The organism is Plantibacter sp. VKM Ac-2876, assembly GCF_015350715.1.
Lineage (GTDB): Bacteria > Actinomycetota > Actinomycetes > Actinomycetales > Microbacteriaceae > Plantibacter > Plantibacter auratus.
Genome location: NZ_JADKSI010000003.1, coordinates 59,186 through 80,663, shown reverse-complemented (window position 1 = coordinate 80,663; position 21,478 = coordinate 59,186). Strand labels below are relative to the sequence as shown.

Sequence of the window (21,478 nt, the reverse complement as noted above, 5' to 3'; positions counted from 1 at the left end):
CGCGCGCGCGTGATGCACGGCGGTCCGCAACTCAGGACGCTCGCGGCGCGCCGCGCACGCCACGCCGCGGCATGTCGGCGACGCGCCGGGGCGCTCCTGAGTTGGGAACCGTTCGGCATCCCCCGCTGTGACATCCTGTTGAGACGGACACGAACGGACACGTCCGACACCGATGGACAGGGGGCGGCATGGCCACGACCGGCACGCTCGGCGCTGAAGAACGACGGACCAGGCTCACCGCGATCCTCGAACGCGACGGCAGCATCCGCCTCGACGACGCGGCTGCGGAGCTCGACGTGTCTTCGATGACCGTGCGGCGCGACCTCGCCGACCTCGAGCAGCTCGGCCTGGTACGGCGCGTCCGGGGCGGGGCGATCCCGACCCTGCGACCGAGGACCTTCACCGAGCGGTCCGCGACGGGCGTCCGCGAGAAGGGCGCCATCGTCGAGAAGCTCCGGTCACTCATCCCGACGGACGGCGCGATCGCGATCGACGCCTCCAGCACGGCCGGCGGCATCAGTCGACTGCTCGGCGAGTCGACCCTCACGGTGGCGACCAACTCCTACCCGAACTTCCTCCTCGCCGGCGCGAACCGCGAGGTCACCGCGATCCTCGTCGGCGGCCAAGCCGAGTCGCGCACCGACAGCTTCATCGGCCCCATCGCCTGCCAGGCGGCGTCGTCGGTGCTCTACCGGCGCTTCTTCCTGTCGGCCGCCGCCATCGACCCGACCGTCGGCAGTTCGGAGGTCACCCTCGAAGAAGCGCAGGTGAAGCAGGCGTTCGCCCGCTCCTCGGACGAGACGATCCTCGTCGCCGCTGCCTCGAAGCTGGGGCAGCGCGCGATGGCGGTCGGCTTCGCCCTCGCGGACATCGACCTCCTCGTCACGGAACTCGACCCCACCGACCCCGCGCTCGACGCCTACCGCGACGCCGTCGAGCTCCTCTGAGCACCCGGCCCCGCACGTCCCGTTCTCAGGAGTCACCGCGCGCGTCGCTCCGCGACGACCGCAACGCGCCGAGGTTCTCCTGAGATCGGGACATCCGCCATTGCGACCTCTGTCGCTTCGTGTAACACTTAACACGATCGAACACCGGGCACGGACGTGCCCCGACGAAGGAGTGCGAATGTCCGTGAACCCAACCGCTGCAGAGCTCATCGCCCGCAGCAACCGCCTCGGGAGCGACCCGAAGAACACCAACTACGCCGGAGGCAACACCTCGGCCAAGGGCACCGAGATCGACCCCGTCACCGGTGAGCCGGTCGAGCTCCTCTGGGTCAAGGGCTCCGGCGGCGACCTCGGCACGCTCAAGCCCGAGGGTCTCGCGGTCCTCCGCCTCGACCGCATGCGCGCCCTGCAGGACGTCTACCCCGGCCTCGACCGCGAGGACGAGATGGTCGCCGCCTTCGACTACACCCTGCACGGCAAGGGTGGCGCGGCCCCGTCGATCGACACCGCCATGCACGGCCTCGTCGACGCGGCCCACGTCGACCACCTGCACCCCGACTCCGGCATCGCCATCGCGACCGCCACCGACGGCCCCGAACTCACCGCGAAGATCTTCGGCGACAAGGTCGTCTGGGTCCCGTGGCGTCGCCCCGGCTTCCAGCTCGGCCTCGACATCGCCGCCATCAAGGCCGACAACCCGCAGGCCGTCGGCACCATCCTCGGCGGGCACGGCATCACCGCCTGGGGCGACACCTCCGAGGAGGCTGAGGCGAACTCCCTCTGGATCATCGACACCGCGGCCGCCTACATCGAGGCGAACTCCCGCCCCGAGCCCTTCGGTCCGGCGCTCGACGGCTACGCGGCCCTCCCCGAGGTCGAGCGTCGAGCCAAGGCGGCGGCCCTCGCGCCCACCATCCGCGGGCTCGCCTCCGCCGACCGTCCCGTCGTCGGCCACTTCACCGACAGCCCCGAGGTCCTCGACTTCCTGGCCTCGGCGGAGCACCCGCGCCTCACCGCGCTGGGCACGAGCTGCCCCGACCACTTCCTCCGCACCAAGGTGAAGCCACTCACGGTCGACCTGCCCGCCACGGCGAGCGTCGAGGAGGTCGTCGAGCGTCTCGGCACGCTGCACGAGGCGTACCGCGAGGACTACCAGGCCTACTACGACCGCCACGCCACGGCCGACAGCCCGGCCATCCGCGGGGCCGACCCGCTCATCGTCCTCGTCCCGGGCGTCGGCATGTTCAGCTTCGGCAAGGACAAGCAGACCGCCCGCGTCGCCGGCGAGTTCTACGTCAACGCCATCAACGTCATGCGCGGGGCCGAGGGGCTCTCCACGTACGCGCCCATCGACGAGGCCGAGAAGTTCGCGATCGAGTACTGGGCCCTCGAGGAGGCGAAGCTGCAGCGTCAGCCTGCGCCGAAGCCACTCGCGACCCGCATCGCGCTCGTCACCGGTGCCGCATCCGGCATCGGCAAGGCCATCGCCACGCGTCTCGTCGCGGAGGGCGCGGTCGTCGCGATCGCCGACCTCTCCCTCGAGAAGGCGCAGGCGGCGGCCGCCGAGCTCGGCACCACGGACGTCGCGATCGGCATCGCCGCCGACGTCTCGAACGAGGCCGCCGTCCAGGCCGCGATCGACGAGACGGTCCTCGCCTTCGGCGGGCTCGACCTCGTCGTCAACAACGCCGGTCTCTCGCTGTCGAAGTCGCTCCTCGAGACCACCGAGGCCGACTGGGACCTCCAGCACAACGTCATGGCGAAGGGCTCGTTCCTCGTCTCGAAGGCCGCCGCACGCGTGCTCATCGACCAGAAGCTCGGCGGCGACATCGTCTACATCTCGTCGAAGAACTCCGTGTTCGCCGGCCCGAACAACATCGCCTACTCTGCGACGAAGGCCGACCAGGCCCACCAGGTCCGCCTCCTCGCCGCGGAGCTCGGCGAGTACGGTGTGAAGGTGAACGGCATCAATCCCGACGGCGTCGTCCGCGGCTCCGGCATCTTCGCCTCGGGCTGGGGTGCGAACCGCGCGAAGACGTACGGCATCGACGAGCAGGACCTCGGCAAGTTCTACGCGCAGCGCACCATCCTCAAGCGCGAGGTCGTCCCCGAGAACGTCGCGAACGCGGTCTTCGCGATCTGCACGAGCGACTTCAGCCACACGACCGGACTGCACATCCCCGTCGACGCGGGTGTGGCCGCAGCCTTCCTGCGATGAGCACGGCAGGCCGGAGCGGCACCGTCGCGGCGGTCGACCTCGGGGCCACGAGCGGGCGGGTCATGCTCGGCCACGTCGGCCCCGGCGAGCTGCGCCTCGTACCGGTCGCCCGCTTCCCGAACACGCCCGTCCGCACGCCGGACGGCCTGCACTGGAACATCCTCGAGCTGTACCGCTCGATCATCGCGGGACTGTCTGGCGCAGCGAAGCAGGAGCCGCACCTGGCGAGCATCGGCATCGACTCGTGGGCGGTCGACTACGGCCTCCTCCGGCAGGGGCGCCTCCTCGGCGCACCGTTCCACTACCGCGACGAACGGACGGCGGCAGGTGTCGAGGCGGTCCACGGAACGGTCCCCTTCGCCGACCTCTACCGCGTGAACGGCCTGCAGTTCCTGCCGTTCAACACCGTCTACCAGCTCGCGACCGAGCGTGACGCCGGCATGCTCGACGTCGCCGACACCGCGCTCCTGGTGCCCGACCTCATCGCGCACTGGCTGACCGGTGCCCGCGTCGCCGAGGCCACCAACGCGTCGACCACCGGCCTCGTCCGCGCCGGCGAACCGACCAGGTGGGACGCCGGACTCCTCACCCGACTCGGCATCCCGGCGGCCGTCGTCCCGCCCATCGTCCAGCCGGGCGATCGCATCGGGACGCTCCTCGAAGCGGTCGCCGCCGAGGTCGGTCTGCCCTCATCCACGCCCGTCACCGCCATCGGTTCACACGACACGGCCTCAGCGGTCGTCGCCGTCCCGATGACGACCCCGGACGCCGCCTACATCTCGTGCGGCACCTGGGGACTCGTCGGGGTCGAGCTCGAACGCCCGGTCCTCACCGAGGCGAGTCGAGCGGCGAACTTCACGAACGAGGGCGGCGTCGACGGACGCACCCGCTTCCTGCACAACGTGATGGGACTCTGGCTCCTGAGCGAATCGGTGCGCACCTGGGAGCGCGGTGGCGAGACGATCGACCTCCCCGGGCTCATCGCCCAGGCCGCCGCGGTCGACGCTCCGGTCTCGGTGTTCGATGCGAACGACCCCCGGTTCCTCGCCCCCGGTGATCTGCCGGCGCGCATCGCCGAGTTCCTCATCGAGCACGGGCGGGCGGTCCCGCAGTCCCGTGCCGAGTTCGTCCGGTGCATCATCGAGAGCCTGGCGCAGGCGTTCGCGGATGCGGTCCACACGGCCTCCGAGCTGTCCGGGGTCCAGGTGCGCGCGATCCACGTCGTCGGCGGCGGATCCCAGAACACGCTCCTCTGCCAACTGACGGCCGACCGTGCGGAGATCCCCGTCATCGCCGGCCCGGTCGAGGCGACCGCGCTCGGGAACGTCCTCGTCCAGGCCAGGGCGGTGGGGATCATCGACGGCGACCTCGAGACCTTGCGCGCCCTCGTCGCCCGTTCCTTCGATCCGACCCACTACGAGCCGCGCAAGCCTGCCGGCTCCACGACCGTCAGCCGGTAGCGTCGCAGCATGACCGCTTCTCCACTCATCGTCAGCCTGCCCGCCGACCTGCGCGAGGAGGTGCTGTCGCAGGGCCCCCTCCCCGAAGGCGCCGAGTTCGTCGAATGGGATCTGCGCGCCGAACCGCCGGTCGAGCACATCGACCTCGTCGTGCCCGTGTACCTCGGCTCGAACAAGCCGCTCGCGAACGTCGCCGCAGTGACGCCGAAGCTCGTCCAGGTGCAGTCGATCGGCTACGACGGCCTCGCGGACCTCCTCCCCGCGGGCATCACCCTCGCCAACGCGGCGACCGTGCACGAGGCCTCGACGGCGGAGCTCACGGTGGGGCTCATCCTCGCCTCGCAGCGGGGTATCCCGGACTTCGTGCGCGCCGAGCGGACGGGCGAGTGGCTGCAGAGCCAGCGTCCGAGCCTCGCAGACCGCCGCGTGCTCCTCATCGGGTACGGCGGGGTCGGTGCGGCCATCGAGGAGCGGCTACTCCCGTTCGAGGTGGAGGTCACCCGGGTGGCGTCGAGCGCGCGGGAGGACGAGCGGGGGCCGATCCACGGCATCGACGAACTGCCCGGACTCCTGCCGCACGCTGAGATCGTCATCGTCGTCGTCCCGCTCACCGACGACACACGCGGCTTGATCGGAGACACCTTCCTGGCGGCACTGCCCGACGACGCCCTCGTGGTGAACGTCGCCCGCGGTCCCGTCGCCGACACCGACGCACTCGTGGAGCACGCGACCAGTGGTCGCATCCGACTCGCGCTCGACGTGACCGACCCCGAACCGCTGCCCGCCGACCACCCGCTCTGGTCCCTGCCGAACGTGCTCGTCTCCCCGCACATCGGGGGCGCGACGAGCGCCATGCTGCCGCGGATGGCGCGTCTTCTGCGTCGCCAGATCGAACATCTGTTGGCCGATGAGGAGCCGGAGAACATCGTCCTCCGCACCTGAGACGTGCGTCGACGTCCGTCGATTTCCCTTCGCAGAGAAATCTGCGGCGAGGGCTCGCGTTGAATCGGTTCAAGAGGTAGGGTTTGTGGTCTGACCACACCGCAGTGTCGAAGGAGGATCGATGAACGCATCAGCGACGGCCGCGCCGGCAGCGGCCCCGGCGACGCAACCCGCCACCGCAGCGGCGGAGCCCAGGGCCTGGGAGGTCGTGCTCGCCCGCATCGAGTCGGACCTCCTCAGCGGCGTCCTCACCCCCGGCGACCGCCTGCCCGGCGAACGTCAGCTCGCGATCGACCTCGGCGTCGGTCGATCCAGTGTCCGCGAGGCGATCCGCGTCCTCGAGGTCCTGGGGCTCATCCGCACCCACACGGGATCCGGCCCCACCGCCGGCGCGATCATCGTCGCTACGCCGTCCGGCGGCATGGCCACCCTCATGCGGCTCCAGGTCGCGGCGCAGGGCTTCGCCGTCCAGGACGTGGTCGACACCAGGCTCGTGATCGAGACCGCGGTCGTCCACAGTCTCGCGTCGCGTGCCGAAGCGGCCGTCCCCGATCTCACGCACCCCGAGTCCCTGCTCGACGCGATGGATCAGCCCACCCTCACAGAGGCCGAGTTCCTCGCCCTCGACGCGCAGTTCCACCTGTCGCTCGCCGAGGCGGAGGGCAACCAGGTCCTCGTCGCCACGATGTCGGGCCTCCGCGACTCCATCGAGCGCTACGTCCTGGCCGGTGTCCCCCAGCTGGCCTCGTGGTCGGCCACCGCCGACCGCCTGCGCGCCGAGCACCGGGGCATCGTGGAGGCGATCCTCCACGCCGACGCCGAGCTGGCCCGCCAGTCCGTCCGCTCCCACATCACCAACTACTACCAGGCTCGCGAACTGTCAGAAGACGACAGTCCGCACCCCTCGACACCCACCTCAAGCGACAGTTCGCGGAAAGAAGAGACAGACCATGGTTGAACGCCGCATCCCCAAGCCCCACGACCTCCTGCCACTCATGCAGTTCAAGAAGCCGGAGTTCAACGCCCGTCGGCGACGCCTGGCGGCCGCAACGACCATCAGCGACCTGCGCACGATCGCGAAGAAGGTCACGCCGACGGCGCCCTTCGACTACACCGACGGCGCCGCCGAGGGCGAGATCTCGCTGGCCCGGGCACGGCAGGCGTTCCAGGACATCGAGTTCCACCCGGCCGTCCTGAAGAACGTCGCGAACGTCGACACCGGCTGGGACGTCCTCGGCGAGCGCGTCGCGTTCCCCTTCGGCATCGCTCCCACCGGCTTCACCCGCATGATGCAGACCGAGGGCGAGCGCGCGGGAGCCTCCGCCGCAGCGGCCGCGGGCATCCCCTTCACCCTGTCGACCATGGGCACGACCTCGATCGAGGACGTCAAGGCGGCGGCACCCGGTGGCCGCAACTGGTTCCAGCTCTACATGTGGAGCGAGCGCGAGCGGTCGATGGCGCTCGTCGACCGCGCGGCAGCGGCCGGCTACGACACCCTCGTCGTGACGGTCGACACCCCCGTCGGCGGCGCCCGCCTGCGCGACGTCCGCAACGGCATGACGATCCCGCCGTCGCTCACCCCGAAGACCATCGTCGACGCGCTCCCCCGCCCGGCGTGGTGGATCAACTTCCTCACCACGGAGCCGCTGGCCTTCGCGAGCCTCGACCGCTGGTCGGGAACCGTCGCGGCGCTCATCGACACGATGTTCGACCCGACCGTCGGTCCTGACGAGGTCAAGTACATCCGCGAGCAGTGGAAGGGCAAGCTCATCGTCAAGGGCGTCCAATCGGTCGCCGATGCGAAGCTCGCCGTCGACCTCGGTGCGGACGCCGTCCAGCTCTCCAACCACGGCGGCCGCCAGCTCGACCGCGCGCCGATCCCGTTCCACCTCCTGCCGAGCGTCGTGCGCGAGGTGGGCAAGGACGCCGAGGTGCACCTCGACACCGGCATCATGAACGGCGCCGACATCGTGGCGTCCGTCGCGCTCGGTGCGCGCTTCACCTTCATCGGCCGCGCGTACCTCTACGGGCTCATGGCCGGTGGGCGCGAGGGCGTCGACCGCGCGATCCAGATCCTCTCGGGCGAGATCGTGCGCACGATGAAGCTGCTGGGTGTCGCGTCGCTCGAGGAGCTGCAGCCGCACCACGTGACCCAGCTGTCGCGGTTCACGACGCTGCAGCCGATGCCGGAGCAGTCGTCGCTGAGCGCCGGCCGGCCGGCTGCTGCGAAGCCCGCGGCACCGACCGCTCGGAAGGCTCCGGCCCGGAAGCAGGCGGCCGCGAAGGCCTGACCGCCCGACCGAACGCGGTCACCGCCGCACTCCACGGGTTGTCCCCGATGTCCTTCATCGCTCCGTCGGGAACGATGGAACGGTCCGACGGTCGCAGCACCTGCGCCGTCGGGCCGGTGTTCGACGATCTGGAGGCGACGGTGGCACAGCTCCTCGTGATCGGTGGGAGCGGCCGCACCGGGCGACTCATCATCGGCGAGGCTCTCCGCCGCGGCCACTCGGTCACCGCGCTCGTCCGCGACCCCGCCGCCGTCGTCCCCGGCGACCGCCTGACGGTCGTCCAGGGGTCTCCCCTGCGGAGTGAGGACGTCGAGGAGGCCATGCGTGGCGCGCAGGCCGTGATCATCGCCCTCAGCAACATCGGCTCGTCCGACTGGCCGTGGGCGCGCCAGGTCAGCCCTCCCGATCTCATCTCGAACGCCGTGCGGGTCGTGACGGACGCGATGCGCTCGCGTGGCCTGCGTCGAATCGTCCTCCTCTCCGCACTCGGTGCCGGCGAGTCGGTCCGGAGCGTCCCCGCCGGCCTGCGGTGGGCGACGCACTTCCTCCGACTCGGCACCGTCTACGCCGATCACGAGCAGGCGGACGCGTTCCTCCGGCGCTCGGAGCTCGACTGGACCATCGTGCACCCGACCGTGCTCTCGGCCAGCGACGCCCGACGCCCCGTCGTGTCGTCACCGCCGGGAAGCTGGCCGAGCTCGCTCCGCATCCCTCGCTGCGACGTCGCCGCGTTCCTCGTCGACGCGGTCGACGACGAGGACCTCATCGGCTCGGCTCCGGTCATCTCCTCGGGTCCGCGCCGCAGCTGACGGCGCGCCCGCCGACGGGCGCCACCGCGACTCAGGAGCCGGCGGCCGCCCGTGACGCTGCAGGACGACGCCCGATGATCCGGTCCGTCAGTTCGCAGACGCCCCACCAGGTGACGCGGAGCATGGCTTCCACGACGATGCCGCTCGTCATCTTGGAAGCCCCGAGCGTCCGCTCGGTGAAGGTGATCGGCACTTCGACGATCCGCAGACCAGCGCGGTTCGCGTGCCAGAGCATGTCGACCTGGAAGCCGTAGCCGTGGCTGTGGACCTCGTCGAGCTGCAGCCGACGCAGTGCATCAGCGCTGAAGACGCGGTAGCCGCCGGTCACGTCCCGCGCGGGGAGCCGGAGCGCGAACCGGGCATAGGCACTGCCGACCCGCGAGATGGCCTCGCGGTGCTTGGGCCAGTTGACGACGGTGCCGCCCGGGACCCAGCGTGACCCGAGGACGACGTCCGCCTCCGCGGTGGCCGCGAGGAGCGCCGGCAATTGCTCGGGAGCATGGGATCCGTCGGCGTCCATCTCGACCACGTTGCCGAATCCGCGCCCGAGCGCCCAGGCGAAGCCGGCTTTGTACGCGGCGCCGAGCCCTTCCTTGCCGGTGCGATGCAGCACGTGCACCGCGTCGTCCTCGGCGGCGAGGCGGTCGGCGATGGCTCCGGTGCCGTCGGGTGAGTTGTCGTCGACCACGAGCACCTGGACGGAGGGAGCGGCGACACGGACGCGCGCGACGATCCTCTCCAGGTTCTCGCGTTCGTTGTAGGTGGGAATGATGACCACCGTGGAATCCATGTGCCGTCCTCGTGTCTGCTCAGCCAGCGTAGCGCGCTGAACAGGACCGTATCGGCGGCCTCCGACCGGACGGCCGGACGCTCAGGAAACGGTCGGCGAACGTCCGGCTGGGGGTCAGTTGTTGCTGGCGAAGTGCGCGGGGATGAAGATGGCGAGCGCGATCATGAGGATGCCGCCCATGAACCAGACGGCCTGCAGGACGTCCGTGCGGAACGCCTCACCGAATGCCCACAAGCCGCCGGCGAACAGGGCGAAGGCGATCACGACCCAGAACCCCGTCGCATCGCTCAGGGTGCCGGAGCGCCCTGCGTTGGCGCGTTCGTGGTCACGTCGTTCTCCGGCGTCCATGGGTGCCCTTCCTCGGGTTCAAGCGGTCAGTGCAGGTATACGCCGCCCCATTGGCACCCGCAACCCCTCGACACCGACCCCTAAGACCCCACCGCTCCGATCCGGTCCCTGAGCTCGTCGAAGGGTTAGCCGCGCAGCTCGAGGGTGCAGCACTTCACGCCGCCGCCGCCGAGGAGCAGCTCGGACAGGTCGACGCCGATCGGCGTGTACCCGCGCTCACGCAGTTGGCGCTCGAACCCGACGGCCCGGGCGGCGATGACGACCTCACGACCGTTCGAGATCGAGTTGAGCCCCAGCACGGCTGCGTCCTCGGTGCTCACGTGGATCGCGTCGGGGTAGCGCTGCTCGAGGATGCGGTTGCTCGCCTCGTCGAACGCGGTCGGCAGGTAGGCGATGTTCGCCGGTGAGCCGTCGGCGGGAGCCACCGGGTCGAGCACTGCGATCGCGGTGTCGAGGTGGTAGAAACTCGGGTTCACGAGGTTGAGGGTCACGACCTCGCGGTCGAAGATCCGACGCACCTCGTCGTGGCTGCGGGGATCGGTGCGGAACCCGGTCCCGGCGAGGATGGTGTCGCCGACGAGCATGATGTCGCCCTCACCCTCGTTCACGAACTCGGGGCGCTCGACGCGGAAGCCGTTCGCCTCGAACCAGTCCATGTAGGCCGGACCCTCGGGGATGCGCTCCTCGTAGGTGAACTTCGCCCCGTAGGCGATGCCGTCGAGCGTGAAGCCGCCGTTCGCCGCGAACACCATGTCCGGCAGGCCGTCGAGCGGGTCGATCAGGTCGATCCGGTGGCCGAGATCGAGGTAGGCCTGGTGCAGCTGTTCCCACTGGGACACCGCGAGGGAGGTGTCGGTCGGGTCGTCCGGGTTCATCCAGGGGTTGATCCGGTAGCTGACGGTGAAGCGGTCCGGCCGGCACATGAGGTACCGGCGACGGTTCGCGACGCGGGTGCCGGTCGTGGTGTCCTGCGTGGTGGGGGTGGGGTGGTTGAGCGTCGACGACACGTCGGCCTCCAAACGAGCGAGGGTCGGCGGACGAGGTCCAGGGGCCCGGGGGCACGCCAGGTTCATCATGGCATGCGATTCGCAGCGTTTTCACGGAGTTTGGCGCAGGAATGCTGCGAAGTGGCAGCTTTTCGCGCAATGATTGCGCTTACACTGAGTCTCATGGACAACCTTGACCGCGGCATCATCGACCTGCTCAGACAGAACTCACGCGCCGGCTACGGCGACATCGGCACGGTCGTGGGCCTGTCGGCCTCAGCGGTGAAGCGACGCGTCGACCGCCTCGTCGCCGATGGCGTCATCCAGTCGTTCACGATCCAGGTCGACCCCACGGTCGACGGCATGCAGACAGAAGCCTACGTCGAACTCTTCTGCCGCGGCACCGTGTCCCCCAACGAGCTGTTGCGGATCCTGTCGGGCGTCCCGGAGGTCGTCGATGCCGGCACCGTCACCGGCAGCGCCGATGCCATCGTGCACATGCGTGCCCGCAACATCCCAGCACTCGAGGACGCCCTGGAGAAGGTGCGGATCGCCCCGAACGTCGACCACACCCGCAGCGCGATCGTCCTCACCCGTCTCATCCACCGCCACATCGACTGACCCCTCCCCGGCCCGCGAACTGTCACCAACGCACAGTGCGGCTCGTCCGAAGTCGCCATTCGTGACCGTTCGCGGGCAGGATGGGCGGATGGAGTGGACGATTCAGGCGGGAACCAGTGTGTTCGAGCAACTGCGGACGCAGGTGATCGAGGCCGTCCACGACGGACGACTGGCGACCGGGGCGAAGCTCCCGACGGTGCGCGGGCTGGCCGACGAGCTGGGGATCGCACCGAACACCGTCGCCAAGGCGTACCGGCTCCTCGAGACCGACGGGGTCATCGAGACCCGGGGGCGCGCGGGGACGTTCGTGTCAGCGCACGGCGACGCGATCGACCGGCAGGCGCAGCTGGCAGCGGCGGCGTACGCGGACCGCATCCGGGACCTCGGCGTCTCGACGGAGGACGCCGTGGCGCTCGTGGAGGCCGCGCTCCGCGCCTGACGTCGCTGCCCGGGTCAGATGACGCTCTGGGACCAGGGATCGGGGTTGCCGAAGCGATGCGCGGTGATCGAGATCGCCTGTTCGCGCAGGAACGGCAGCAGCTCCACCCGTCCGGCCTGGGTGACCGGTCCGGCCCAGATCGCGATCTCGGGGTCGCCGCCGAGCGCCTCTGCGAGTCGCTTCGCGAGCGGCTCAGGCTCGGAGGCCTCCGTTCCGGGTTCCGCTTCCGCGACCGTCTCGGGACGCGGACCGACGATCCGTACCCGGGTCGCGACCGGCGGCTCCTGGCCCAGCTCGCCCGTGTCGATCGATCCGCGGGCCGCCATCCGGGTCAGCCACTGCTCGTCGGTTTCGAGTGAGACCGGGATGCTCAGCTCGGACAACCAGTCGCGGACCTCGCGCGGCAACCGCCCGCCGAGACTGACGGTGAACCGTGACCGCGACCGCACCGCGGCGATGAGGACCCGCAGCGCATCGCCCAGGTCCGCACCCGACGCGACCCGCACCGCGACCGGAACCGGCCGGTAGCGCAAGAGATTCCGTTCCACGCCGAGCTGCGAGACGTCCTTCACCTCGCCGAACTCGTTCCCCCACGCGATCGCGTCACTGAGCGCCGACCGCCGCAGCACGTCGAAGGCCTCGTAGGTGAGCGACGGCTGGGCCGCCTCGATGAGCTTCACGATGCGGGTGTCGAGCCCGCGGAGGTGCAGGCTGCGGCTCGCCGATCCCGGATCCGGTCGCCACTCGCCGAGCCCGAACAGGTAGTTGGGGCCGCCGGCCTTCGTGCCGGTCCCGACCGACGAGCGCTTCCACCCGCCGAAGGGTTGGCGCTGCACGATCGCACCGGTGATGCCCCGGTTGACATACAGGTTGCCCGCCTCGACGGTGTCGAGCCACTCCCCGAGATCGACCGGGTCGAGGGTGTGCAGGCCCGCGGTCAGCCCGTAGGGGGTCGCGTTCTGGAGGGCGATCGCCTCGGTGAGGTTTGCGGCCTGCATGACACCGAGGACCGGCCCGAAGTACTCGGTCACGTGGAAGGGCGAGCCCGGCTGGACACCGGTGCGGACCCCCGGCGACCAGAGGCGCTCGCTCGGCCGGCCGAAGTTCACCGAGGAGTCGTCGAGCAGTTTCGGCTCGACGAGCCACTTCTCGCCGAGGCGCAGCTCGGTCAGCCCGGCGAGGAGCTTCTCCCCCGCAGGTTCGACGATCGGCCCCATCTGCGTCCGCGCGTCGGACGGCCAGCCGACCCGGAGCGAGCGGACGGCGTCCTCGAGCTGCCGCAGGAAGCGGTCGGATCGTGCCACCGAGCCGACGAGGATCACGAGCGACGCGGCCGAGCACTTCTGCCCGGCGTGCCCGAAGGCGCTCTTCACGATGTCGGCGACGGCGAGGTCGAGGTCGGCACTGGGCGTGACGATGATCGCGTTCTTCCCGCTCGTCTCCGCCAGCAGCGGCAGGTCGGCACGCCACCCACGGAACAGCTGTGCCGTCTCGAAGGAGCCGGTCAGGATCACCCGGTCGACGGCCGGGTGGGAGACGAGCCGACGACCGAGGTCGCCCTCCGCCACGTCGGCGAGCACGAGGAGGTCGCGCGGCACCCCGGCGTCCCAGAGCGCCTCGACGACCACGGCTGCGCACCGCTTCGCCTGTGGAGCGGGCTTGATGATCACACCGCTGCCGGCGGCGAGCGCCGCGAGGACACCTCCGGCCGGGATGGCGACGGGGAAGTTCCAGGGCGGCGTCACGACCGTGAGCGCGGAGGGGACGAAGCTCGCGCCGTGCACGCTCTCGAGCAGGGGTGCGTTGGCCGCGTAGTAGTGCGCGAAGTCGACGGCCTCGCTCACCTCGGGATCGGCCTCGGCGATCGTCTTGCCGGTCTCGCTCGCCATGACCTCGATGAGGTCAGCCCGACGGGAAGCGAGGACCCGAGCTGCAGCGTGCAGGACGGCGGCCCGTTCGGCGGCGGGTCGGGCTCCCCATCGCTCACCGGCGGCGCGGACCATCGTGATCGTGCGTTCGAGGACGCGTGGGTCGTCGATGGCTGCGGCCGCGACCGCGGAGCCACCGAGGGTCGACTGCGGGACGCGCGCCAGGATCGACGCTCCCCACGCCCGGTTCGCCGCGAGCGAGGGGTCGGTGTCGGCTGTGTTCTCGAAGCCCGGGGCGCCGTCGACGACACCACCACGCTCCGAACGGGAGAAGACCGCCGTCTCGACGTATGCGGAGGACGGATCGGCGTGGAAGCGGTCCTCGCCGCCGCTCGATCCGCGTTCCAGTCCGAGGACCTGCTGCGTGAGTCCGGCGTCGGGCGCCTGCGCGGGATCGCGGAAGCGGTCGTCCCCGTCGTTGTCGGGCAGCGGTGCCTCCGGGGCCTCCGCGGCGCGGTCCTGCGTCCGGTTCGGGGGCGGCACCTGCCCGGCCGTCTCCCCGAGGGCGTCGACCGAGGCGAGGAACCGACGTCGCTCGCGCGCGAACAGCGTCGGCTTCTCGGCGAGCTCGAACACCGCCGACATGAAGTTCTCCTCGCTGGCGTTCTCCTCCAGACGGCGGACGAGGTAGGAGATCGCGACGTCGAACTCCTTCGGGTTCACGACGGGCGTGTACAGCAGGACCGTCCCGACGTCCCGCTTGATGGCCTCGACCTGGCCGGTCGCCATCCCCAGCAGCATCTCGAAGTCCACACGCTCACGCACACCGCGGTCGCCCGCGAGCAGCCACGCGTAGGCGATGTCGAAGAGGTTGTGCCCGGCGACGCCGACCCGCACCACGTCCGTGTGCGCCGGCGTGAGCGCCCAATCGAGCACGCGCTTGTAGTTGGTGTCGGTCTCGCGCTTCGATCCGGTCGTCGCGAGCGGCCACCCGTGGATCGCCGCGTCGACCCGCTCCATCGCGAGGTTCGCGCCCTTCACGAGCCGCACCTTGATGGGCGCGCCACCGGCGGCCACGCGCTGCTTCGACCAGGCGGTGAGCTGCATCATCGCCTCGAGGGCGTCGGGCAGGTAGGCCTGGATGACGATGCCGGCCTGGTACTGCAGCAGCTGCGGTTGGTCGAGGAGTCGGGTGAAGACCGCGATGGTGAGGTCGAGGTCGCGGTACTCCTCCATGTCGAGGTTGATGAAGGTGCCGGTCGCGAGCCCTTCCTCGTAGAGCGGCACGAGGCGTCGGACGATGCGGTCGACGACCTGCTCGAACGACCACATGGAGAGCTGGCTGGCGATCGACGAGACCTTGATGGATACGTAGTCGACGTCGGGGCGCTGCAGGAGCTCGCGGGTGCCCGCGAGCCGTTTGGCCGCCTCACCCTCGCCGAGGACGGCCTCCCCGAGGAGGTTCAGATTGAGTCGGGAACCGTCGGCGCGCAGCTTCGCGATCGCGTTGCCGAGCTCACGAGGGCGACTGTCGACGATCAGGTGGCCGACCATCCCCCGGAGCACACGGCGCGCGGCGGGAACGACGACCCAGGGCAGGACCGGGCCGACCAGACCTCCGGTGCGGACGGCGGCCTGCTCATACCAGGGCAGGAAGCGCGGCGTTCGACCGGCGAGGGCGGCGAGGGCGTTCCCGGCGACGAGTGGATCCTCCGGCCGCATGACGCCGTCGACGAAGCCGACGGTGAACTCGAGGCCGTTGGGGTCGCGCAACACGCCGGCGAGCCGCTCGGCAGCGGGATCGGTCGGAGCTTCCGCCCCTTCGTCGACCCATTTCGACGCGAGGGCGATCGCACGATCCGCGAGTCCGACCGGTTCGGTGGGACCCTCGTTCGCAACGTTCGCCATGCTGCTCAGCCTATGCTCCGATCCGGTGATCCCAGCTGAGGCTCGCGAGTACACGCCTGGCGGTTGAGCACCCCGGTCGGTCGCCGCCCTTCGACACGCTCAGGGACCGGTGGGCCACGTCGCTGAGCACCCCCTCCCCGGTCCCTGAGCACCCTGCCCCGGTCACTGAGCCTGTCGAAGTGCAGCTGCGAATAGGGTGTGGTCATGCATTCCGTCGAGCAGTACGACGCCGTCATCGTCGGCGGCGGGCACAACGGCCTCACCGCAGCCGCCTACCTCGCCCGCGCGGGCAAGCGCGTCCTGCTCCTCGAACGCCTCGACCATACGGGTGGAGCAGCCGTCTCGGAACGTCCGTTCCCCGGCGTGGACGCACGTCTGTCCCGGTACTCGTACCTCGTCAGCCTGCTGCCCCAGCGGATCATCGACGAGCTCGGGCTCGACGTCCGGCTCGTCCGGCGCCGCTTCTCCTCGTACACACCCGACGCCGCGAACCCCGGCACGGGTCTCCTGATCGACAATCGTGACGACGACGCCACCGTCGCGTCGTTCGCGTCGATCGGGCATCAGGAGGACGCCGCGGGCATCGCCGAACTGCACCGTCGGATCGGTCACCTGGCCTCAGTGCTCTGGCCGACGGTGCTCGAGCCGCTCCGCAGCCGTTCCGATGCGCGTGACGCGGCGATCGCCGCCGCCGCGGACCTCGGGGTGCCTGCCGCGGAGGTCGCGTCGATCTGGTCGGCGGTGTTCGATGAACCGATCGGCCGTGCCATCGAAGACGCCGCGCGTTCCGACCTCGTCCGCGGTGTCGTCTTCACGGATGCGCTCATCGGCACGTTCGCCCGCGCCGACGACCCGTCGCTGCAACAGAACATCTGCTTCCTCTACCACCTGATCGGCGGCGGGACGGGCGACTGGGACGTCCCGGTCGGCGGCATGGGCGCGGTCACGGACGCGCTGCGCCGAGCCGCCGAGGAGGCCGGTGCCGAGATCCGGACGCTCGCCGAGGTGACCTCCATCCAGCCGGAGCACGGGCTCGTCGCCTACGTCGACCTCGCTGCCGAGGCGGAGCTGGAGTCGACCGAACCGGCGGCGACGCTGGACCGGTTCCGGCCTCGCCCCGGTGTCGTCGTCCGCGGCGAGTGGATCCTGTCGGGCGCGGCCCCGGCGGTGCTCGATCGCCTCCTCGACCCGGCGGCGGAGCAACGGACCGCCGCAGCCGCATACGCCGCGTGGTCGGCAGCGCGGGGAACACCGGTGCAGTGGAGTGGCGCCGACGCGATCCTCGCTACGGCGCCAATGCCGGAGGACGGTGTCCCGCATCCCGAGGGCGCCCAGGTGAAGGTGAACCTGTTGCTGCGGAGGCTCCCCGAGCTCCTCGACCCGGCCGTCGATCCGGCGGCGGCGTTCGGCGGCACCTTCCACATCAACGAGGGCTGGGCGCAGCTGCAGCACGCCTACCTCGAGGCGGAGGCCGGCCGGATCCCCGACCCGCTGCCGTGCGAGATCTACTGCCACACGCTGAGCGACCCCAGCATCCTCTCGCCGGAGCTGCAGGCCTCGGGGGCGCAGACGCTCACCGTGTTCGGGTTGCATGTGCCGCATCGGCTCGCGGTCGCCGCGGACGCGGTCCCCGGCGGCCACGACGCCTTCCGTGACGCGCTGCAGGCCGCGGTGCTGCGTTCGTTGGACTCGGTGATCGCAGAGCCGATCGAGGACCTGCTGCTGCTCGACGCCGACGGTCGACCCTGCATCGAGACACGGACGACGCTCGACCTCGAGCGCTCTCTGGCGATGCCGGGAGGGAACATCTTCCACGGCCCGCTCTCGTGGCCGTTCCTGGAGGACGACGCCCCACGGACGACGGCGGCCGAGCGGTGGGGCGTCGCGACGGCGCACCCGCGCGTCCTGCTCTGCGGCGCCGGGGCGCGACGCGGTGGCGCAGTCAGCGGACTCGGCGGGCACAACGCCGCAATGGCCGTCCTGGAAGCCTGACCCGCACGCCGCAGAACGTGCCGCCGCGCTCAGTGGCCGCGGTGGTCCTGGATGGTGATCTTCGGGCCGCGACGCGGTTTGTGGATGCCGCTCCGACCGATGAGCCTCAGCACCCGCTGCCGGTGACCAGCCCAGGGCGCGAGCAGTTCGAGCATGCCGGCGTCGTCGACGGGGGACCCGGTGAGCGCCTGACCCACCGAGGCCGCGAGGTGGTAGTCGCCGACACTCACTGCGTCGGGATCGCCGTGTGCTCGGAGCGTCACCTCGGCAGCCGTCCATACGCCGATCCCCGGCAGGCTCTGGAGTCGCCGCGACGCGTCGTCGGGGTGCTCGTCGATCGTCCGTTCGATCGCGGAGGCGAGGCGTGAGGATCGCACGACCGTCTCGGAGCGCTGCGGCCCGACGCCCGCCGTGTGCCATTCCCAGCTCGGGATCATCCGCCAGGTCTCTGCGGACGGCGCGACGATCATGCCCTCAGGGGCCGGCCCGGGCGCGGGATCGCCGTGTCGGCGAACGAGCAGTCGCCACGCACGCCATGCTTCGAGTGCGGTGACCTTCTGTTCGAGGATCGACGGCACGAGCATCTCGAACACGAGTCGGTTGCGACTCAACCGCAGACCGGGGTTCCGGCGGGAGACCTCGGTGAGCAGCGGACTCCGGCTCACGTCGAGGTCCGACCAGTCGTCGTCGCGGCCGAGCAGCTCCGGCACGCCGTCGATCATCCAGTCGGCGCCCGGCCCCCAGGCCGTCGCCTCGACCTCGCCGTCGCGGACCGTCGACACGTGCAGCGTCCCGCCACCGAACGGGGTGCGGGCCGTCAGCCAGACCCCACCAGGCACTCGCCGGTAGCACGGGCCGTCGCCACCGCGGGCGATGAGGCGCAGGGTGCTGTGGACGTCGAGCGGACCGTTCGGGCGGTAGACCGTCCGCAGCGGTTCCGCCGTGCCGAGCGCCGGTGCGATCGGAGGCCGCACAGCTTCGACCGGCGACGTCGGTGGGGCGAACGATGCGGGGGCGGACATGGTGGTCACCTTACGTGGTGACCACCGACATCCGAAGACCTCCGCGGGGCCAGCGTGCCCGCGTCGCTCCTCGACTCCCGTTCGGTCGACTCCCCGCCTACCGCACGAGGCGGAAGTCATAGCCCGCCTGATCGACGAAGATCCCGTTCACCCGCTGCTCGACACGGCCTCCCTGGTATCGACCGGGGAGGTAGTCACGGCTCCACTCGATGGTCCACGCCCCTTCACCGTTCGCTGTCGCCACACCGAGGCGGGTGCCCCATGCACCGACGATCTCGATCTCGGCGTACGGCGTCGCCGTGCCGGTGAAGACCGGCCTCGTGCCGGTGAGGGTGCCACCGATCTTCGGCGACGTCACCGTCAACTCGGATGCGACCGTGAAGTCGTACTCGGAACGGTGTGTCTCCACGCCGCGGACGATCTGCCGGACCGAGCCACCCGCGTACCGGGCGGGAAGCAGCGACTTGTTCCAGGTGATCGACCAGGCCCCGCTCTCCGCGACGACGTCGGTCGTCCCGACGAGATCACCCCAAGCGCTCCAGATCTCGAGCTTTGCGCCGGGTTGGGCGGTGCCGCTGAACACGGGGACGGACGAGGAGACCACCCCGCCGACGGCCGGCTTGTCCACGACGAGCGGAGCGACCGGGGCACCGGCGCGCACGGTGAAGTCGTACGGTGCGCGCGACTGCTCGACACGGTCGACCTCCTGGCGCACCGAACCGCCTCGATAGCGGCCGGGGGCGAGCGACTTGTTCAGCGTCGCCGTCCAGGTGTGGTCGGCACGCACCGTCGCCGTTCCGATCTCGCTCCCCCAGGCGCCGATCACCCTGATGACCGCACCGGGTTCGCCACGTCCGGTGAACACCGGCACCGGTGTCTCGACGATCTCACCGATGGCCGGCGATAGGAGCGTGACGTCCTCGACCGGACCGGGCTCCGGAGCCGGGTCGCGGTAGGTGAACCGCAGTGGCGCGGTGGTGGACCGCCCATCGAACACCTGCGTGGCGGTCGCCGAGTACGCGCGTGGCTCGAGCGTCCGGAGCGACGGTTGCGTCCAGACACCGGTGTCGTCCACCTGGACGTCCGCGAGGACCGCGCCGGTGAGATCGTCGACGACGGTGACCTGTGCGCGCGGTTCTCCGAGCCCGGAGAACGAGGGACGGGGATCGTCGATCGTGGCGTCGAGCGCAGGCGTCCGCACCGTCACCGGAGCGACGACGCGGTACGTGACCGACCAGTCCGCCGTCGAGCCGTCGGTCACCTGGCGAACCGTGCCGGACTGCGCCCCCGGGGCGAGATCGCGGACTGGTACGGCGGACCAGCTGCCATCCGATCCGACCGTCGTCGAAGCAAGGAGCCGTCCATCGGCGTCGAGTACCTCGACGCCCGCGTCGGCGGAGCCGTGTCCACTGAACGTCGGCCGCGGGTCACGGACGACCGAGCCGGGTGCCGGGGTGTCGAGGGTGACCGGTTCCGCCACGGGCACGGGGTCGACACCCTCGGGCAGCAGACGATCCGCGTCGGCGACCTGGCCGTAGCCGCCGACGGCGAGGCGGCCGTCGAACTGGCGCAGGAACCCGCCCGTTCCCCCCTCCGACACGAGACCGAACCCGACGACACGTGCGTTCGCGACCTCATCCCAGGCCCACTGCTGCGCCGCCGACCCGTCACATACGGCCGAATAGACGTACTGATAGGCCTGCGTGGGATCGGGTTGCAGGCATCTGGTCGTGCCGCCCACCGCGGTCGTGATCGGACCGGGAACCCCCACCGTCGGGAAGGTCCAGGGCGAGGCCGCCGCCAGGGCGTCGCGGAGTGTGGCGTGCGTCGTCGCCGGGACCGGGTTCAGGAGGTCGGTGGCGGCGCCGACCGCGAAGAAGGCGTCGTCACCGGAGGGGAACCCTTGCCCGACGAACCGCCCCTCGACCGCAGCCGGGCTGGATCGGGCGTCGTGCGGCGTCGAGGTGGCGGACGCGGCCGGGCCGCTGAGCAGGCTCACCGCGATGCCGACCAGGCTCAGGACGGAGACGGGGATGGAGGGCTTCATCGGTGTGGGGCGACCTTTCGCAGGGGCACGCCCGGCCGGACTCGGACGAGCCGACCGGTCGTACCAGTGGGCGTTCGGGATGAACGCGGTCAGCCTACAAGTATTCCAGTTGCTTAATCCAGTATGTCGACCGGCTCATTCTCGATGCCGGTTCGCGTCACCAGTCACTGGGAGCAGGCGCCTTGGTCGGCGGGAGGGCGACGTCCTGCACCCACTGTTTCTGCCAGGCCGGAATGTCGTCCGGGGCGGGTCCCGTGAGCTCCAGGAGTTCCGCCACCGGGACGACACCGCCCGTGCGCTTCAGGAAGCGGCCGCGGACCAGCGCCTGGGTGTAGATCTCACCACCCACGACGACCCGGTGTTCGATGAACACCCCTTTGTCGTCGTACCCGGTGACGCGCGTCTCGACGGTGAAGCGCTGCCAGGGCTGCAGCGACTTCCGGAAGGTGATGCTCTCGCTCGACACCACCGGGTACCACCCCAGGCGCTTGAAGCGATCCCACAGACCGTTCCGGATCAGCAGGTCGAATCGGCCGAGGTCGAAGATCGACAGGTAGACGCCGTTGTTCATGTGCCCGAGCACGTCGAGGTCGGAGGGCAGTACCCGAAGGCGGATCCGACCGACGTCCCACACGTCGAGGCGTTCACCGCGACGAGCACGGCGGCGGGACTGGAGGAACACGGCGATGGTGCGGAAGATGAGGTGCACGGATGCGACCGTATCCCTCGGGTGCGGCCTGGTCCAGTGCGTTGTGGCCACCCCACAATCCACGGCCGGCGGACGGCCTGG

Annotated in this window: 17 protein-coding genes; 10 read left to right on the top strand and 7 right to left on the bottom strand. The window is 70.6% G+C overall.

Going from position 1 to position 21,478, the window contains the following annotated elements; all coding sequences use genetic code 11:
* The first annotated feature begins 188 nt into the window (after positions 1-188).
* The 7 genes from ITJ62_RS12840 (at position 189) to ITJ62_RS12810 (ending at position 8,667) form a co-directional block, all read left to right on the top strand.
* Positions 189-947 (top strand): DeoR/GlpR family DNA-binding transcription regulator, encoded by a 759-nt coding sequence (locus tag ITJ62_RS12840; protein ID WP_194602754.1) that lies wholly within the window; start codon positions 189-191, stop codon positions 945-947.
* A 178-nt stretch (positions 948-1,125) separates the two neighbouring features.
* A complete protein-coding gene (locus ITJ62_RS12835; protein ID WP_194602751.1) occupies positions 1,126-3,165 on the top strand; it encodes a bifunctional aldolase/short-chain dehydrogenase in 2,040 nt (679 codons plus the stop codon).
* Positions 3,162-4,625, top strand: coding sequence for a rhamnulokinase family protein (locus ITJ62_RS12830; RefSeq protein ID WP_194602748.1), 1,464 nt, complete (start codon positions 3,162-3,164; stop codon positions 4,623-4,625). The genes ITJ62_RS12835 and ITJ62_RS12830 overlap by 4 nt, the downstream gene beginning before the upstream one ends.
* Before the next feature lie 9 nt (positions 4,626-4,634).
* A complete protein-coding gene (locus ITJ62_RS12825; RefSeq protein WP_194602745.1) occupies positions 4,635-5,567 on the top strand; it encodes a 2-hydroxyacid dehydrogenase in 933 nt (310 codons plus the stop codon).
* A 121-nt stretch (positions 5,568-5,688) separates the two neighbouring features.
* Positions 5,689-6,525 carry a FadR/GntR family transcriptional regulator gene (locus ITJ62_RS12820; RefSeq protein ID WP_194602743.1) on the top strand — a complete coding sequence of 279 codons (837 nt, stop codon included), beginning with the start codon at positions 5,689-5,691 and terminating at the stop codon, positions 6,523-6,525.
* On the top strand, positions 6,518-7,858 hold the full coding sequence (locus ITJ62_RS12815; protein WP_194602741.1) for an alpha-hydroxy acid oxidase: 1,341 nt from the start codon (positions 6,518-6,520) through the stop codon (positions 7,856-7,858). The genes ITJ62_RS12820 and ITJ62_RS12815 overlap by 8 nt, the downstream gene beginning before the upstream one ends.
* Positions 7,859-7,905: 47 nt before the next feature.
* Positions 7,906-8,667, top strand: coding sequence for an NAD(P)-dependent oxidoreductase (locus tag ITJ62_RS12810; protein ID WP_194602740.1), 762 nt, complete (start codon positions 7,906-7,908; stop codon positions 8,665-8,667).
* 31 nt (positions 8,668-8,698) lie between these two features.
* Here ITJ62_RS12810 and ITJ62_RS12805 read toward each other — a convergent pair whose 3' ends face one another.
* The 3 genes from ITJ62_RS12805 to ddaH all read right to left on the bottom strand — a co-directional run bounded on the left by ITJ62_RS12805 (position 8,699) and on the right by ddaH (position 10,812).
* Positions 8,699-9,457, bottom strand: a complete 759-nt coding sequence (locus ITJ62_RS12805) for a polyprenol monophosphomannose synthase (protein WP_159876187.1) — start codon at positions 9,455-9,457, stop codon at positions 8,699-8,701.
* 114 nt (positions 9,458-9,571) lie between these two features.
* Positions 9,572-9,805: a hypothetical protein gene (locus tag ITJ62_RS12800; protein WP_194604548.1), complete on the bottom strand. Its 234-nt coding sequence runs from the start codon at positions 9,803-9,805 to the stop codon at positions 9,572-9,574.
* A gap of 125 nt (positions 9,806-9,930) precedes the next feature.
* Positions 9,931-10,812 carry a dimethylargininase gene (ddaH, locus tag ITJ62_RS12795; RefSeq protein WP_370581910.1) on the bottom strand — a complete coding sequence of 294 codons (882 nt, stop codon included), beginning with the start codon at positions 10,810-10,812 and terminating at the stop codon, positions 9,931-9,933.
* A gap of 162 nt (positions 10,813-10,974) precedes the next feature.
* On the opposite strand from ddaH, the gene ITJ62_RS12790 reads away from it, so the two are divergent.
* Positions 10,975-11,412: an Lrp/AsnC family transcriptional regulator gene (locus ITJ62_RS12790; protein ID WP_079706386.1), complete on the top strand. Its 438-nt coding sequence runs from the start codon at positions 10,975-10,977 to the stop codon at positions 11,410-11,412.
* An 88-nt stretch (positions 11,413-11,500) separates the two neighbouring features.
* The gene (locus ITJ62_RS12785) at positions 11,501-11,851 is read left to right on the top strand and encodes a GntR family transcriptional regulator (protein ID WP_194602738.1); all 351 of its coding nucleotides are present in this window, start codon (positions 11,501-11,503) and stop codon (positions 11,849-11,851) included.
* 14 nt (positions 11,852-11,865) lie between these two features.
* Here the strand turns inward: ITJ62_RS12785 and ITJ62_RS12780 are convergent, their stop codons facing one another.
* On the bottom strand, positions 11,866-15,627 hold the full coding sequence (locus tag ITJ62_RS12780; RefSeq protein ID WP_194602736.1) for a bifunctional proline dehydrogenase/L-glutamate gamma-semialdehyde dehydrogenase: 3,762 nt from the start codon (positions 15,625-15,627) through the stop codon (positions 11,866-11,868).
* Between the two features lie 204 nt (positions 15,628-15,831).
* Here ITJ62_RS12780 and ITJ62_RS12775 point away from each other — a divergent pair, with 204 nt between their 5' ends.
* Positions 15,832-17,619 carry an NAD(P)/FAD-dependent oxidoreductase gene (locus ITJ62_RS12775; RefSeq protein WP_194602734.1) on the top strand — a complete coding sequence of 596 codons (1,788 nt, stop codon included), beginning with the start codon at positions 15,832-15,834 and terminating at the stop codon, positions 17,617-17,619.
* A 29-nt stretch (positions 17,620-17,648) separates the two neighbouring features.
* Here ITJ62_RS12775 and ITJ62_RS12770 read toward each other — a convergent pair whose 3' ends face one another.
* The 3 genes from ITJ62_RS12770 to ITJ62_RS12760 form a co-directional block, all read right to left on the bottom strand.
* The gene (locus tag ITJ62_RS12770) at positions 17,649-18,641 is read right to left on the bottom strand and encodes a DNA-3-methyladenine glycosylase (RefSeq protein WP_228498472.1); all 993 of its coding nucleotides are present in this window, start codon (positions 18,639-18,641) and stop codon (positions 17,649-17,651) included.
* A 97-nt stretch (positions 18,642-18,738) separates the two neighbouring features.
* The gene (locus ITJ62_RS12765) at positions 18,739-20,688 is read right to left on the bottom strand and encodes a hypothetical protein (protein WP_194602732.1); all 1,950 of its coding nucleotides are present in this window, start codon (positions 20,686-20,688) and stop codon (positions 18,739-18,741) included.
* A 157-nt stretch (positions 20,689-20,845) separates the two neighbouring features.
* The gene (locus tag ITJ62_RS12760; RefSeq protein WP_194602730.1) at positions 20,846-21,397 is read right to left on the bottom strand and encodes an acyl-CoA thioesterase; all 552 of its coding nucleotides are present in this window, start codon (positions 21,395-21,397) and stop codon (positions 20,846-20,848) included.
* Positions 21,398-21,478: the final 81 nt, after the last annotated feature.

Excerpts from the sequence above, each read along its gene's own strand:
- ITJ62_RS12840 (WP_194602754.1), top strand. The coding sequence starts at position 189 with ATGGCCACGACCGGCACGCTCGGCGCTGAAGAACGACGGACCAGGCTC.
- ITJ62_RS12830 (WP_194602748.1), top strand. The coding sequence starts at position 3,162 with ATGAGCACGGCAGGCCGGAGCGGCACCGTCGCGGCGGTCGACCTCGGG.
- ITJ62_RS12800 (WP_194604548.1), bottom strand. The coding sequence starts at position 9,805 with ATGGACGCCGGAGAACGACGTGACCACGAACGCGCCAACGCAGGGCGC.
- ITJ62_RS12770 (WP_228498472.1), bottom strand. The coding sequence starts at position 18,641 with ATGTCCGCCCCCGCATCGTTCGCCCCACCGACGTCGCCGGTCGAAGCT.
- ITJ62_RS12825 (WP_194602745.1), top strand. The coding sequence starts at position 4,635 with ATGACCGCTTCTCCACTCATCGTCAGCCTGCCCGCCGACCTGCGCGAG.
- ITJ62_RS12820 (WP_194602743.1), top strand. The coding sequence starts at position 5,689 with ATGAACGCATCAGCGACGGCCGCGCCGGCAGCGGCCCCGGCGACGCAA.
- ITJ62_RS12815 (WP_194602741.1), top strand. The coding sequence starts at position 6,518 with ATGGTTGAACGCCGCATCCCCAAGCCCCACGACCTCCTGCCACTCATG.
- ITJ62_RS12785 (WP_194602738.1), top strand. The coding sequence starts at position 11,501 with ATGGAGTGGACGATTCAGGCGGGAACCAGTGTGTTCGAGCAACTGCGG.
- ITJ62_RS12805 (WP_159876187.1), bottom strand. The coding sequence starts at position 9,457 with ATGGATTCCACGGTGGTCATCATTCCCACCTACAACGAACGCGAGAAC.
- ITJ62_RS12835 (WP_194602751.1), top strand. The coding sequence starts at position 1,126 with ATGTCCGTGAACCCAACCGCTGCAGAGCTCATCGCCCGCAGCAACCGC.
- ITJ62_RS12810 (WP_194602740.1), top strand. The coding sequence starts at position 7,906 with ATGTCCTTCATCGCTCCGTCGGGAACGATGGAACGGTCCGACGGTCGC.
- ITJ62_RS12790 (WP_079706386.1), top strand. The coding sequence starts at position 10,975 with ATGGACAACCTTGACCGCGGCATCATCGACCTGCTCAGACAGAACTCA.
- ITJ62_RS12775 (WP_194602734.1), top strand. The coding sequence starts at position 15,832 with ATGCATTCCGTCGAGCAGTACGACGCCGTCATCGTCGGCGGCGGGCAC.
- ITJ62_RS12780 (WP_194602736.1), bottom strand. The coding sequence starts at position 15,627 with ATGGCGAACGTTGCGAACGAGGGTCCCACCGAACCGGTCGGACTCGCG.
- ITJ62_RS12765 (WP_194602732.1), bottom strand. The coding sequence starts at position 20,688 with ATGAAGCCCTCCATCCCCGTCTCCGTCCTGAGCCTGGTCGGCATCGCG.